The organism is Tenuifilum thalassicum, assembly GCF_013265555.1.
GTDB classification, from domain to species: Bacteria; Bacteroidota; Bacteroidia; order Bacteroidales; family Tenuifilaceae; genus Tenuifilum; species Tenuifilum thalassicum.
On the sequence record NZ_CP041345.1, the window covers coordinates 67,102 to 83,703 of the forward strand.

Genomic DNA, 16,602 nt, shown 5'->3' on the forward strand with positions numbered 1-16,602 from the left:
ATTAAAATGATGTAAGTAGCGGTCGTTTTTTCCCTTATATCATCGTTTACTTGTTGTTTTTTCGTAATTTTACCCAAAAGATTTTTTATTGAGTCTTGTTAAACGTTTACATTTAAGAAGCCTCAAACTATAAGTTGAAATTATAAACCATTAAATTAACATACCATGAAAATCAACACCAACACCCTAAAGGTTCTATCCATTGCTTTTTTGTCGGCAATGATGATGGTAAGCTGCGGAAACAAGCAGGCAAAACAAGCCGAAGAGCTTGAGACCGAAACAAAAGAACAAGCCTTCGAGGAGGTAACTAACTACCCAATTCCTACCTCGTTTGAAGTTATTCAGATGATTAATAAAGCGGGAGCTAGCTTTATTATTGGCATTTGTAATCCAGTTGATAATGTAGGTAAGTACATAACAGAAAAGGATATGGCCATTAATCTTGGTATTTATGGAGCCGATTTAGCCTACTCAACCACCTACCAGATGAAACAAGAGACTTTGAATTATCTGAAAGTATCAAAAGATCTTGTAGAAAAACTTAATATCAGCGCTGGATTTACGCCAGAACTAGCTAAAAAAGTAGAGGAAAACCTTGAGAATAAGGATTCGCTAATACTTACTATTACCAACTCATTCTATGAGACTTACCGTTACTTGGTTGAGAATGAAAAAGAGAGCCTTTCTCTTCTTGTTGTTGCAGGTAGCTGGATTGAAGGAGTATATATTACAACTCAAATAGCTTATACAAGCAGGGATAATACTGAATTCATAAAAATACTTGCCAACCAAAAAGCTCCTTTAATGAAGCTTATGGAGCTAATGGAGCCTCGTAAAGATGTTCCAGAGGTTAAGGAACTTATGGATAAATTAGCGCCCGTTCAAGAGGTTTATAATCAAATTGAAGGCGAGAATATTACCAACGAGCAATTTGAAAAGCTAATGGAGGTCATTACATCTGTTAGAGAATCATTAGTTTAAAAATTACCGTTAACTTATCTATTTAAAAAGGGTGTCTATATGATAGATGCCCTTTTTTATATAACAACCTTAACAAAAACAATTCAATATTCATTTTATTGTAACTTTTAGGCCTGAAAAGCATCTAAGAGTAAAAACTAATTCAATTGGATAAAACGACAGCTACAGAATTTGTTAATATTTTAGCTGATTTAGCTCAAAATGAATGGGATATTGAGCAATGTGAATATGTAATCTCTGCAATTTTAGATGAAAGCAGCAGTGTAAATTATGAAGACCTTTTAACCGTTTTTCACTCCAAGCTCAAAAGTGATAAAGAAAAAACTTGTAAAAACCTCACCCTTGAACAGCGAATAGAGATTGCCACGCTATTTTATAAGGCAATAAGACGATTGAAGTTAGACGATAGCAATGTGGTTCAAATTTGGAACGCATTGGGAGTAACGATTGATGAGGCTGTTTGTTTGTACCAGCTGCTCACATTTGAGTTATCGGCAAAGGTAGATATTGCTGAACTAATTGCACAACAACCTAATAAATTTGATAAGAGCATAAGTGAAAATAATTGTCGAATTATCTATATAGAAAGTCCCAAAGTGGGAGTTAAGGATAACATTATAAACGAATCATACTTTCAGCAAGGGTTTGAAGGGCAGTTAGTGTTGGTTTTCTTTCCAAAAATTGCGAGCTATCTGTGTCGATATGTTGGACCCAACAACCTTCTTGTTGATGATGAATCGGTTTTACCTAATTCATGCTTCTTTTTCCGACCAGGTTCTTCATTAACCACCAAAAACAACATTACATTTAGATATGATGATATTAATAGAATTAGACTAAAAATAGGAGGTATTCAGCCTTTACAGCTAGCAGTTGATGAGCTTGAGTTTTCCTTTGCCGATAGCAACCAGGGGATAAAAAAATTTTCAACTGTCGAGGAGTCGGGGCGAATTGTCGGAATCCTTGGAGGGAGTGGTGTTGGTAAATCAACATTGCTTAACCTATTAGCAGGAAAGCTAAATCCTCAGAATGGCCGGGTGCTAATCAACGGGTACGATGTTTATAAAGAGCAGGTTGACCTGATGGGGGTAATCGGTTTTGTCCCCCAGGACGATTTGCTCATTGAAAACCTTACGGTTTATCAGAACATGTACTACAACGCCCGCTTATGCTTTGGCAATTTTTCCAAGCAGCGAATAAAAGAGATGGTAGAGTATACCCTAAAAAGCTTGGATTTATGGGAAGTTAGAAACTTAAGGGTTGGTAGCACTCTCGATAAGGTTATAAGTGGCGGTCAACGTAAGAGGTTAAACATTGGGCTTGAGCTACTTCGCGAACCAGCCTTACTTTTCCTAGATGAGCCAACAAGTGGACTGTCGTCAAGCGACTCTGCTATGGTGATGAGCTTACTTCGCCAGCTGGCAGATTCGGGAAAGCTAATAGTTGTAAACATACACCAACCATCGGAACGGCTATTTAGAATGTTCGACAGGCTTTGGGTTTTAGATAAAGGAGGATATCCAGTTTTTGTTGGTTTCCCTGAAGATGCAGTTAAGTACTTTAAAGAAAAATCAGCTAAAACAGGTAGCTACCTGGCTTCAAGCTTACCTAAGCATAGGTATAATCCCGAAGATATTCTTGATATTCTTGAACAACGTGAGGTTGATAGTGATGGTTCATATACTGCTAAGAGGGTTGTTGCCCCAGAAAAATGGTACAAGTATTATTGTGAGGATATAAAACCATTATATCAGACAGAGAAACAAAAGAATCCCCTTCCAAGAAGTAAGTTTCGGCTACCCGATGTTGTTAAGCAGTTAAAAGTATTCAGTATAAGGAACTTCCTCTCTAAGCTTTCCAATAAGCCATATATCATTTTAAACATTTTAGAGCCAATTTTACTTGGCCTTATATTGTCGTTCTTTATTAGGTATTCGCCTGGTAGTGAATATGTTTTTGAAGCAAACAAGAATTTACCGGCCTACATTTTTATGAGTGTTATTGTTTCCCTATTTCTAGGATTAAGTGTAAGCGCCGAAGAAATAATAGGAGACAGGAAGATTCTTGAACGCGAATCGTTTCTGAATTTAAGTCGATTTAGCTATATCAATTCTAAGGTTCTATATCTTTTTGCCCTTTCTGCCATCCAAACAATTTTATTTTTAGCGGTTAGCTTATCAATAATAGGCATCTATGGGCTAACCTTTAAATATTGGGTTGTGCTTTTTAGCTCGGCTTGTTTTGCTAATATGCTGGGATTAGTCATTAGCGCAATAATGCGTTCGGTTGTGGCCATTTACATAACCATTCCTTTACTCTTAGTACCACAAATTCTGCTTAGCGGGACTGTTGTAGATTTCGATAACCTAAATTCAGCTTTAACACGAAGAATATACGTTCCTGTTATTGGAGATATGATGACTTCACGTTGGGCATACGAAGCGCTAGCGGTTACACAGTTTATGGATAATAGGTACGAAAGGAATTTTTTCGATGCCGAAATGCAAGTTAGTCAGTCGGCTTTTAAAGCTTCGCTTCTAATACCTCGGTTACAGGTAAAATTGGATGAGAGTATAAGACTATCATCATTAAGCGATAGTAACAGAAACGACATTGCCCGTCACTTAAAATTTATTGCCAACGAATTAGAAATTCTTGAAAAAAGAGACAATATTCCCCAGTTTGAGCTAATTAAAGATCTAAAAATTGGAAACCTTAACGATCAGGTGGCTTCCGAATTAAGTGGTTACTTGCTTTATATCAAAAAGGTGTTTCAGCAGAATTTGCAAAAGGCAACGGGAAAAAGAGATAGCATCTATGAAAGCCTAAAGGAAGAGTTAGGTGAGAAAGGTATCTATAAGTTAAAACAGAATTATCACAATAAGGCTTTGTCCGATTGGGTTTTACGTAATAACGAAGTTGCCAAATATTTAGAAACGGATGAGAGGTTAATACAAAAGGCCGAACCTATTTTTATGTTACCCGATCACCCATTTGGTCGGTCACATTTTTATGCCCCATACAAGTATTTTAATGGCCAGTATGTTAAAACCATTTGGTTCAACGTGATTGCCATATGGTTGTTTACAATATTTCTGTATACTATTCTAAATCTCTTTATACTAAACAAAAAAACCGGCAAGGCGCCGGTTTTGAAAAATGCTATAATGAAATTTATTCAACGCTAGCTTCCTTCTCGAGGTTGCTTATTTTTTCCCAGTTATCGTAAACCAGCATCAGGTCTGCTTTGGTTAGTTTTCCTGCTTTTATGGACTGAGAGGCAGCAGATTTTAGCATTTCGTCAACCGTGTATAGTTCGGCAGCTTTTTTTTCTTCTTTTGAACCGTTTATCAGCATCTTTTCTATGGCATTTAAACTTGAAACGGCTGTAATTCCTGCCATTACCACTGTAAAATCGTTGGTGTAATCTGCTATGTTAGAGTAATTGTACTCTTGTAGTAGCTCCATAAGCTTATCACTATCACTTTGAGCATTATTCATTTTTTTTGTTAGCTCAATAAGGTTGTCAATTTTTTCCTGAGTAATCATGTTTTCTCCATCAGAGAGGTTTTCTTTAACAAGGTCGAGCGCTTTACTAGGAAACTCTGCCGGTTTCTCATTGCTATAGTAATCAGAGTCATCTGCATCCTCATTGTTGTAATCCTCATCGTCGGAATATGATTCATAATCACTTTCTTGCTCTGAGTACATTTCCTCATATTTAGATAACTCTCTAAACGATTTGCGCATCGCTCTTTTGCCCAGATATCCAAATATTTGGGTTATCAATAAGAGTGCTAAAAGAACATAAAGAATGATTTTTGCAGTTTCAACCTTAGCCCCTAATGACTTAGTTAGAGCAACAAACAGCAGGTAGAGCCCATAAGCTCCTAAGGCAATTGATATAAGCGTGCCTAGGAGGCCTCCAATAAGCCCAAAAACGTTTAGAAACGCGTTAATAGGCATAAGTACCATTAGAGATGCACTAACTCTTAGGTTTGCTTCAAAATCGGTGTTCCCGCTACAAATTGCAGAAAGTAATAGAATAATGACAGCACCTAAAAATAATCCTATTAAAGCACCAAAGATTGTTCCTATAAAAGCCATTATTCCTATAGCACCACCAAATAGGCCTCCTGTTATTGCATTTCCGAAAAACAATCCCCATAAAAGATTTATAACGGCAGCAATACCTCCATATATTAAGGCTTTTACTAGAGGCTCAACCATTCCACCAGTGGTGCTCATCGATTCAAAGAAACCCTTTGGATTGAGAAGTGTTTCTTTTGAGTCGGCTAAGAACTTGTTGAAGTCAAATTTACTTTCACTCATTTTAGTTTGGTTTTGGTTTAATAAATAAAGTTCGGGTAAAAAAAACAGAAAGTCAACTAAATGAGTGAATTTTATAAAGGCTAGCTCTCAATGCCATACTGTTTAATCTTGTTGTACAGGGTTTTCCTATCGATATTTAATAGTTTAGCAGCTTTGGTTTTGTTGTATTTTACCTTTTCTAGTGTAGAGATTATCAGTTCCTTTTCTGCTTTTTCCTTTGAGTTTTTAAGGTCGGGAGTTTTAGAATTGTTGGTTTTATGTATGCTGCCAACAATATCGTAGGGTAAGGAGCCGATAGTAATATTTTGAGTTTGTTCAAGGAGAACAGCACGTCGGATTGCATTTCTTAACTCCCTAATGTTTCCAGGCCACGAATAGTTTAACATGGCATCAATTGCATTGGAATCAAACCCAGAAATGTTTTTTCCCAGCTCCCTATTTGCTTGCATTAAAAACCACCTGGCATATACCATCATGTCATCCTTTCGCTCACTTAGAGGCGCTATCCTAATTGAGAACTCGTTAAGTCTATGGAACAGATCTTCTCTGAAAGCACCTTTGCTAACCATGCTAACCAGGTCGTCGTTGGTGGCAACAATTATTCTTACATCGACTGGAATTTCTTTGCTGCTTCCTATTCGTTTTATCTTACGCTCCTGTATTGCTCGAAGCAGGTTAACCTGAACCTCGTAGGGGAGATTTCCAATCTCGTCAAGGAAAAGTGTTCCGCCATTTGCTACTTCGAATTGTCCAACCTTATCGGCAATTGCACCGGTAAATGAGCCCTTAACATGCCCAAAGAATTCACTTGCTGCAAGCTCTCGTGGTAGCGCACCACAGTCGATGGCTACAAAAGGCTTCCCTTTTCGTTTGCTCATTTTGTGAATTTGACGGGCAACAAACTCTTTACCTGTGCCACTTTCGCCCTGTATGATTACAGAAAGATTAGTAGGTGCAACTATGCTAATATGTCGCATTAGCTCCTGACTAAACTGGCTTTTGCCTTCAATAAACGTGTAGGGGTCATCAAAGGATGGTTCTCCAGCCGAAACGCTGGAAAGCGCATTATTTATGGTTGCAAGTATCTCTTCGGGGTTAACTGGTTTGGTTACATAATCGAAGGCTCCATGCTTGATAGTTTTTACAGCCATTCGGATATCACCATAACCAGTCATAATAACGACAACAGTATCGCGGTTCTTCTTTTTAGCCTCAATTAACACATCCAGCCCCGATTTTTCGGGAAGACGAAAATCTGTAAGAACTACATCAAACTTATTATCATTAATGGCACGATATGCCTTATCGTATGAGAAAGCATCTGTCACCTTATGCCCGTTGCGGGTAAGGAAAGCTTTGAGCATTAAGCAAAAGGTAGAGTCGTCGTCAACTACAAGTATTTTGGCCATTACATCAGTCCCATTTGTATAGCTAATGTAACAAGTTTTTGGGAGACTGTGAAATTGTTAAACTTTTTGTTTGTTTAAAGCCCGTTAATGGGCAAAAGATAACATTTGGCTTTATACAAAACATTGAAATACAAGTAAATAAAATTAATGGACTGATATTTGTAAAATTATATAGGTTTGCTATATCATTTTGTAAATATTTTTCAATTAGCTTAGTAAATAAAATAAAAAATATATGAAGGGAAATATACGCCTACACAGTTCACTTCTAACAAGCATGTTGTTAATATTTGCTATAAATTCCTATTCACAGACTGGTCCTGGTGGAGTTGGAAATAGGGATGGTTCAAATGGCCAGCCCAAAAACGTTATATGGTTCGATGCCTCAGCGCTGGGTCTGAACGATAATGATCCTGTTGCAACCTGGACCGACATGTCTGGAAATGGAAACGATGGTGTTCAACTTACAGCAAGCGCTCAACCGATATATAGGACCGGACAGATCAATGGAATGCCTGCTGTTATTTTTGATGGTACCGATGATTATATTCCCTTCGATGGAAGTACCATTGTTAACTCCGATTATACTGTCATTGTGGTGACTCAACGACGTTCTAACAGGTACAGAAGAGTAATTATAGGAGGATCAACTTCAGCTTCAAATCAGAATTTGCATGTTTACTGGGAGAATAGCACAAACTTCAGAGCACATCACTATGGGAACGATCTTAGTACTCCGATGATACCAGTTACACAACCCGATTCGGGTGGTACCGATCCTAATGTATATGGTATTTTTTCAACCCTGCTATCATCGGGCGATGCAACCGATAATAGAAGAAACTATCAGAATAATACTTTGCTAGGAACTAGAACTAACTCAACAAAACTCTCCAGCTATAATGGTGCGGCTATTGCACGATATGGTGCCTTAAATGAATACCATGACATTGATGTTGCCGAGCTAATTATCTTTAGTAATGCCCTTAGCGATGCTCAGCTCCAGATTGTGCATCAGTATCTAAATGTTAAGTATGACATAAATATCAATAACGACTATTTTGACCCCGATGCTAGCTACACTCACGGAGTGATTGGTATTGGTGAAGAGTTAAACGGTGAGCACTCCGAGGCTGGTGCAGCGGGTTTCTATCTTACAGCGCTTAGTGGGCTAAACGTTGGTGAATACGTTTTTGCCTCTCATAACAATCTGGTAAACAATAGCGCCAACTTCAGAACCGATGCGGAGGTTACAGCTGCAGGTGCTGAGGCTGCATATAACCGAATTTGGTATGTTAAGCCTGTTGGGACTCCTGCTGCTCAAATAGCTTTTGATTTTAGCGAGGTGCTTGAAGATGGACTTTTCCCAACCAATATTTCAAACTACTGCTTGCTCTATAGAGCTGGAACAACTGGTAATTTTACTAAGGTAAAAAATGCCGATGGGATAAAAAATGGTGATCAGCTTTTCTTCTCACTAACCGAAGCCGAGTTAAAGGAGGGTTACTATACGCTTGGTACCGAAGATAATACCAATACTCCTTTAAGGGGTGCTCCAAATAAAACTTGGTACACATTAATCTCTGGAAATTGGGGCGACTGGGAGATATGGACTCTTGATCCATCTGGTGCGTTACCCAATAACCCCGACCATTTAACTCCCGATAAATCGCCAACAGCCAGCTTCGACAATGTGGTAATCCTTACTGGTAGAACCGTTGTTGTTGATACCATCAATAATCTTCAGCATTCAAGTATTAAGGTTGATGGCCGTTTAGACCTTACTACAACAACGGGACATAGCTTTAGTACGATTAGCGGATCGGGCCGAATACTTTTAGCAGCTGATAACTTTCCAACGGGCGATGCTACAAATTTTGTTACTAAAAGTTTGGGTGAGGGAACGGTAGTTTATTATGGAGGCAGTTACGATTTAACCACTGCTCGAGAGTTTTTTGATGTTGAGGTTGAGCTTTCTAACTCTTCAAATACTATAACCCTACTAAACAACTATACTATTAATGGCGACCTTAGAATAAATACAGGGACCCTTAAAATTAACGATGATGTCTCAACAACCATCTTAAACCTTACTGTTAAAGGTGACGTAAGCGTTCAAAGCACAGCGAGCATAGTAACTGGATTAGGGGATACAAGAAGCGCTTATCAAATTGGAGGCACCATGCCCGCCGACGATGGGAAAAATTATCACGATATTTTCCATCAGTTCTATATTTATGGCGATTTTAATAACTATGGTGTTGTACGGTTCACTAACCTAAATGCTCCCGATTACGATAGTTTTGCTGATAATGGTGCGGTTACCGTTCGTTTTATGGGTGCAAGCAATGCCGAGATGAACCTCTACAATACCACCGATTTTTATAACCTAATTATTGATAAGGGAACCGATAAAACATATAAGGTAAAGGTTTATTCCGATAATAATAGCTATTTCCGGCTTTTTGGTCCTAACAGTTGCGGAAGAACAACAGGTGCACCTTTTTCAGCAGAAAATCCCCAAGTAAGAAAGGCTTTATGGATATACCATGGTACGCTACAGCTAACAGGTAACATTGATATACCCACATTAAGCGAGGGCGGGTTAGCTGGTGGTAATGGAGATTATGCAATCGGGAAAAGTGCTCGATTATGGATCGATGGCAATAGTGTAACGGTTTATTCCACCGCTAGTAGTGTCGATCAAGTTACAGGCTTTACTTCAAGCGACCCCAACCCTGCTGATGGAGTAAATACTGGCTCTAGCAACCAGGCTATGTCGGTTTATGGCGAGTTTAAAATTACGAAAGGTTTCTTTGGAACCCGAAATAGTGCAGGATTCATATTCTGGGCAGCCTCAAATGCTCAGCTAAAAATTGAGGGAGGTACCTGCTACGTTGCACAGGTTCGAAGTGCTGGTGGTGGTGGAGGAATAGCATCGTATGTTCAGACAGGAGGTACCATGCAAGTTTTTGGTAATGAGGCTAGCTACGGTGGCGAGTATACAAGTGCTTACCCCCTATTTGGACTAGAGGGAACCGATGCTGTTTTCCAAATGTCGGGTGGTATTATCCTTCTTCAAGATGATGATGCGACTAACATGCCTGAATTCTCAATCAATTCTGCTGAAGGCAATTACCAGGTAACGGGAGGTTCCATTAACTTTCAGCTACAAGATGGCCGTTCGGCTCAAATACAATCTACTGCTAATCTATGGAATTTAACCCTTAACAATAGTAGCGGAACAGGTACTGTAGTGTATCAGCTTGATACAAATCTTGTTGTTTCAAACGATTTAACCTTGAACCCAAATATTGAACTTGATGTTGAAGATCCTACTGTGACTGGTCTTTATCATGATGTTTCTATTGGAAGGAATTTTAGTATATACGAAGGTGCAACATATACCTATGGGCAAAATACAACAACCTTTAATGGCACCCAGGATGGTACTTTCTACATTGGCCATAATACCGATGATGGCTATGAGCAATACTTGTGGAACCTTACGGTTAATAAGTCGGCTGGAAGAAGAATCACAATAACAGGAGACCCCAATAAGGATCCTGATAATGTTTCGGCGGAGTGGCATAACCGACTTGTTCATGTGGTGAACGATGCTAATATAGAAAGTGGTATCCTTGACCAGGGACGACAATCAATACGACTTTTTGCTGGTGTTTATGTTAAAAAGAATGGTCAGCTTGGTACCTATGAACATGGTACAACACCTACTTCCGCCTATGTTATGTTTAGGGATGGCGATTTAACAATTAACTCCGAAAAGGGAGCCACCTTTGGTAATATTAAGTTTAACTCAACTGGTACTGTAACCTTCACAAGCGATATCTATATTAAACGAATTGGGTTTTATCAGGGTTTATACAATATTCAAAAATATAACCTAAAGGTTGACTACTTCCATAACCTGGCAACTACAAACAATATCGCTGTTTCAAACGGTAGTGTTTCAGAGATGATTTACACCAGTGGCAACGCCTCCGACGGGGGAGTATCAATACTAGTTAATTCAAATGGTACGTATTCTTTTCCAATCGGTGTTTCTGGAAAATATACACCTGCACAAGTTGATGTAACTAACTTTTCTGACTCTGGTTATGTAAAAATTGTACCAGTTAATCACTATTTATATACTCTAACAGGAGGATCTTCAAATGTGCTGCAGTATTACTGGAAAGTTGATGAAGAAGATTTCAACACATTACCAAATGTATACTGGACATTTTTTTACGATCAAGCAGATGTAGATGGTAATGAAACTTCTTATAGATCAGCACGCATTATAAACTATAAGACCGTAGAAAATCTAGGAAACTGGTCAGTAGATAGAAATAATAATGAGATTTATTTTGCTGATGATGCAACTCAGAATCCAATACCCCTAAAACCTGGTGATTATACTGCTGGTAACCCGAGTGTTTTCAACGCAACGGTTAGAACATTATATGCTCGTAAAAATGGAGTTTGGCACGATTACACAACTTGGTCTACTACTCCTGATGGAAATACTCCATTAAATAATAAAAATCAACTTCCAACGTATGGGGATATTGTAGTAATTGGAGAGGCCGCTAGTCATGGAGATGAAAACAAGAATTACTCTGTTGCCATTGATAATACACATCCTGATTACGCGCCGATAAATATTGCAATGCTTTGTATTCTTCGTTATGGAACTGGAGAGAGTTCTTTGGTTACAGTTGGTCAAAATGGTGCCGATTGTAACTTTGGTGTTGTCACCAATAGAGACCCAGATGCAACAAATCCAGATACTTCAATAAACCATGCAAGTAAGATAATTGTTTCTGGGCCAGTATTACCAAATGGCGATTTCGGAGAATTTTTAACTGCTCCCTATACAATCTTTACTTTCTCACGAGCCTTCCCTGGTACTAATGCAACAATTGATGATGGATTAGGGGGAACACTTTCTAATAATTATTATGCTTCCTATAAAATTGGAAATTCAATTACAGAGTACCCTATATTGCAATTTGAGTATGATGGTTATTCAGGCGGTTATATTGAACTACCAGATGTTGATATAACCGTTCATAGCGATTTGAGAATGTTCAAAGGTGATCATCATTTGAAGTTTGGAAATTCAACAAATGGAAACTTAACCGTAGAAGGAGACTTTGAGTTTAATGATGGGAGTTCTTATAATATTGAATTTCAGGCAAGTGGTGTCGAAAGAGTCCTCACAATAAATGGCGATATCAATTTTAACAATCAAACAAATTCGCAATTTTCTGTAGAAAACGCGGCATCAAGTCTTGTGCATAAAATAAAGTTACAGGGTAGTGTTATTAATCCAAGTACTACTTCTTCATTTAATTGTTTTAATGGTTCAGGCAACGCAGCTGCCAGTCTTGAGTTCATTGGTTCAGCTAACTCTACGTTTAATGACATGATTACTATCCCCGATTTTTATCAATTAATAATGAATAAGGGAACCAATCAAACCTACGTTGCAACTATTAATACTGAACTTAATCTAGGTTCTGATGCTTCATCTACATCTGACTTAAAACCTATCCAGCTATTAAATGGTACTCTCCAACTTAATCACCCTACAGGTAATATTGATATTTCTACTGGGGGCGAAAACTTTGAAATTCCATCAACCGCTTGTCTGCAAATTACTCAGGGTACGGCTAATGTATATGGTGATAATACTGGAATACGTCTCGATGGTAAGATACTGATAGATGGCGGAACTCTCGATATGATTAGTGGGGCTGGGAATGGAAATAACTACATCGAGTACTCTGCATCAGGAAATGCACAAATTGAGATAAGTTCTGGAAATCTTTGGGTTGGCTCTCAGATTAGGAGAAGTTTAAATTCAGAGGAAGGAATCCTTAAGTTTAACCAATCGGGTGGTGAGGTATTACTCGGTGTAAACAGCGGTGGCGATAACGATAGGGCAATCTTCGAAATACTTAACAATGGTAGTTCATTCTCTAATACTGGTGGCGATTTCTACCTTGTAAACGATTATCGTACTGCCCCAACCATTGCATCAATGTATTTCGATCCACAGATTCTTAGCCTTTCTTCAGGCTCTACCGTTCATTTTGGACATACTAGCACGGTTGCTGGAAATGCCGATTTTACCTTATATGCCGGAAGAGCATTAAGAAATATTCAGGTGAATTCTACCAATTCGCCATCATTAACACTTGATGTTGTTCCTTTAACCTTATATGGTAATCTTACTATTAATTCTGGTGCAACCTTCGATGCTAATGGGCTCGATTTAAATATTTATGGCAACTTTACAAACAATGGAACCTTTATTGCCAATTATAACAGCACCTACTTTAAAGGAAGCGTTGATCAGCAAATTACTGGCCAAACCACTTTCTATAATCTTTACAAGACAACATCCAACAAACTCTCAATAAACGATGATATCGATGTTGATAATGATCTTGGATTAAATGCAGGTTCATTCTTTGATAATGGTAATACATTATCGGTTCAAGGCGATGTTAATATGGATATCACCACCACTTGGGGCGGAATTGGCGATGGAATATTGATGAATGGCTCTACACAGCAGGTATTAACTGGTAATGGAACTTTTGGTAAGCTATCTATTAATAATATTTCTGGTGTAGTTTTACCTATCGGAAATGAGTTTACCATTGAAGATGTGCTTCAGCTTGAAAGTGGAGTTTTTGATATCGATAAAAACCTATTGACATTAAACGCCAATGCAATAATAGTGGAAAAGAATCCCTTCTCAGACCATAATATGATTCAAACTAACATTTCGTTTACCGATGCTGGTGTTAAAAAAATCTTTCCATCAATTGTTCCTGCCGACAATTACGGATTTATATATCCCCTTGGTAGCGAAGGTCGATTCACGCCAGTTGAATTTGATATCGATAATGTTGATGCAGGAGGCTATATAAGAGTTACAGCTGCACACGAGCGCCATCCTACCATTGTGAATGATTCCGAGCCTTGTCAGGAAATAGTTGACACAGCGAATGTTCTAAACTATCACTGGTTGTTAGATGCAAATGGAATATCAAACTTTACTGCAAATGCTCGCATGAAGTATGATGAAGGAGATTTCCAGCTAAACAATCCTTATTACGATGTAACACATTATATTGCTGCACGACTTTTGTTGAATACTACGCTCTGGAATAAGTTTGACCCTGCTAGCTTTGATGAGGCAAACTCTCAGCTTCTTTTCAGTTTTGTTGGTACCGATGATAATGGTGTAAGTGGCGATTACACAGCGGGTGTGGAGGATCAGAATGGTACTTGTGAAGGTGCTATCCCCGATGAGGTTCCAATTTACATCACAAAGCAAAACGGACCATGGACCGATGCCAATACCTGGGATACCTATCCTACTTCAGGTGGTACAGTTCCTGCTGGAGGACCAAGAGGTGCTGTGGTTATTATTGAGCACGAGGTTACTACACCACCTGTGAACTATATTTTGAACTACAAAACAATTATTAATTCTACAGGGGTAATTAAAATTGGAACAACCTATGGTCATCGTCTTGGTATTGTTGAAGGAACTGGTAAAATACAACTTGAGCGAGGCGATTTACCTGCAGGTATTTATGACGATTTCTTTGGCAGAAGTGGTGGGACACTTGAATTTACTGGTAGTTCCGACTATGACGTGTTAAGCGAAATAACCCATGTTCGTAACCTAATATTCTCAGGAACAGGGCAAAGGCGTTTACCAAACCTCGATCTTGAAATTTACGGCCAGCTTACTATTGATGGCTCCGATAATAACCTTTGGGTAAGAAATGAACATTATAGAGACCTTACCCTAGATAGTAATATTGTATTTAACCAAGGGCAATTCTATGCAGGAATAGATCCTTCAAAAGTTATTTTTAATGGGTCTTACCCTCAAACCATAACAGGAACAGGGAGTTTTACAGGTTCTAACTCCTTCCTTAATGTAGATCTTGACAATTCGACTGGCCTTACCTTGGATAGTCCGGTTGAAATTAAAGGGTCGCTAAATTTAATTTCTGGCATTATTACTACCGATAACATAAACATTCTAACCATTAATAATGCATCGGAGACTGCTGTAACAGGTTATAGTAGTTCAAATTATATAGATGGTCCTATGCAAAAGTTGGTTTCAACTGGTGGCGATTATCTATTCCCAGTTGGCGATGCAGGACGTTATGGACCAGTATCTATATTTAATGCATCTAACTCATCAGCAGCTTATTGGAAAGCGGAATATTTCAATAGTGCCACACCAAATAACGCCTCTCTTGCTGGAAATCTTCAGGCTGTTAGTTCCGACGAGTACTGGGAGATAACAAATCCTAATGCTGGTGACCAGGCTCAAGTCCAATTACGTTGGGATTCAAATAGCGAAATTACACCCGTTGTTACTGGTAATATTAATGATATTGTTGTAGCTGAATTTAATGGAACGAATTGGGTAGATAAAATATCAACTGCCACTGGAGGTAGTTATAGTGGAACGGTAAAAACTTCAAGTAATATTAATGTTGATCCAAAGCAGTATACCTTAGGTTCTAAGGTTCTAATTACTGCAAAGGCCTATTTTACTACTCTAGACCCAGCTTGCCAGGGTAGTTCAATACCCGTTTCATTTGCAGGAATTATTGACCCCGACAACATGTATCTTACCCTTTCATATGAAATTGATGGAGTTCCCCAAACCGACATTACCGTTAACAGCTTACCTTATAGCCTACCAGCTACAATTGCAGGTAGCTATGTACTAACTGGTTTAAAATATAATTCCGATGCTAAAACAGGTGTGGTAGACAATGGCTCTGTTACGGTTAATCCAGCTCCTTCAATATTTAATGTTACCGGCGGTGGCCAGTATTGTGAGGGTGGTGCTGGTGTCCCAGTAAATCTTGATGGATCTGAAAGTGGTGTTACCTACACATTATATCGAGATGGTAATCCAACCGCCACATCACTCAGTGGTACGGGTGCAGCATTAAGTTTTGGTAATCAAACTGTACCTGGCTCTTATACGGTTGTTGCTACTAACTCTACAACAGGATGTTCTCAAACCATGGCAGGCAATGCAAACGTAACAATGAACCCGAATCCTGTGTTCTCAATATCTGGCTCTGCTTCTGCAATTTGTGATGGCGATAATTTCACCTTAACCACAACCTTCACAACTGTAAGTACTCCTTACGATATTGATATAATTAAAGATGGAAGTTCTGTTACTGGTTCTCCTTTTAATTCAAGCAGTAATCCTTATGTTTATAGCGAGAACCTACCTTGGTCTGGCCCTGATCCTAGTAATAGCTTTACTTACACGGTAACAGTAACCGACAATAAAGGTTGTTCTAGTAGTTCATCTTCACCTGTGACTGTTAATGTTTATAAAATACCAGAAACTGGACCTGAATACCATATACCAAATAATTTTGCGTTTTAAAAAGCATTTGAGTAAAGCCCCGAGAATCGGGGCTTTATGTTTAAAATATTGTGGATGTTTTACCTTGTTTTATCTGGAAATAAAGGTACTTGCAGAAATGTTTAATTTTGCATAGCAAATATAGGCCAAAAAACACATAAACGGTCAAAAATTACAAATGTTAAACATATATGTGCATGTGTATCATATAGATAGTGTTTTTTGTTTTAACTTTGAATAAATTTTAGTGGTAAAAAGAAACCTTTTTGCATATTTCTCGATTAATAAAGTTAACAGTTTGGGGAAAATTAAGATATATGAAAACACATATCTTTAAGCAGCTATCTGAATTAAGATCATTCTTATAAGTATTGGTTTGATATTTTTACATTCTGAAAGTAACCATTAAGATGGTTTTTAAGTAAGCAAGCAATAATT

5 protein-coding genes are annotated in these 16,602 nt (G+C 38.2%); 3 read left to right on the forward strand and 2 right to left on the reverse strand.

Annotated features, from left to right (window positions below; translation table 11 throughout):
* The first annotated feature begins 165 nt into the window (after nucleotides 1-165).
* A complete protein-coding gene (locus FHG85_RS00330; protein WP_173072294.1) occupies nucleotides 166-981 on the forward strand; it encodes a hypothetical protein in 816 nt (271 codons plus the stop codon).
* Between the two features lie 146 nt (nucleotides 982-1,127).
* Nucleotides 1,128-4,169 carry an ATP-binding cassette domain-containing protein gene (locus FHG85_RS00335; protein ID WP_173072295.1) on the forward strand — a complete coding sequence of 1,014 codons (3,042 nt, stop codon included), beginning with the start codon at nucleotides 1,128-1,130 and terminating at the stop codon, nucleotides 4,167-4,169.
* On the opposite strand, the gene FHG85_RS00340 is transcribed toward FHG85_RS00335, so the two are convergent.
* Both FHG85_RS00340 and FHG85_RS00345 read right to left on the reverse strand, forming a co-directional pair.
* Nucleotides 4,156-5,313 carry a YIP1 family protein gene (locus tag FHG85_RS00340; protein WP_173072296.1) on the reverse strand — a complete coding sequence of 386 codons (1,158 nt, stop codon included), beginning with the start codon at nucleotides 5,311-5,313 and terminating at the stop codon, nucleotides 4,156-4,158. The two genes, FHG85_RS00335 and FHG85_RS00340, sit on opposite strands and share 14 nt — an antisense overlap.
* A gap of 80 nt (nucleotides 5,314-5,393) precedes the next feature.
* Nucleotides 5,394-6,722 (reverse strand): sigma-54-dependent transcriptional regulator, encoded by a 1,329-nt coding sequence (locus tag FHG85_RS00345; RefSeq protein WP_173072297.1) that lies wholly within the window; start codon nucleotides 6,720-6,722, stop codon nucleotides 5,394-5,396.
* Nucleotides 6,723-6,957: 235 nt separating this feature from the next.
* On the opposite strand from FHG85_RS00345, the gene FHG85_RS00350 reads away from it, so the two are divergent.
* Entirely contained in the window at nucleotides 6,958-16,185 is a 9,228-nt protein-coding gene (locus FHG85_RS00350) for a hypothetical protein (protein WP_173072298.1), read from the forward strand.
* Nucleotides 16,186-16,602: the final 417 nt, after the last annotated feature.

Bases quoted from the DNA above. Each gene is read 5' to 3' on its own strand.
- FHG85_RS00345 (WP_173072297.1), bottom strand. From the start codon at position 6,722: ATGGCCAAAATACTTGTAGTTGACGACGACTCTACCTTTTGCTTAATG.
- FHG85_RS00350 (WP_173072298.1), top strand. From the start codon at position 6,958: ATGAAGGGAAATATACGCCTACACAGTTCACTTCTAACAAGCATGTTG.
- FHG85_RS00340 (WP_173072296.1), bottom strand. From the start codon at position 5,313: ATGAGTGAAAGTAAATTTGACTTCAACAAGTTCTTAGCCGACTCAAAA.
- FHG85_RS00330 (WP_173072294.1), top strand. From the start codon at position 166: ATGAAAATCAACACCAACACCCTAAAGGTTCTATCCATTGCTTTTTTG.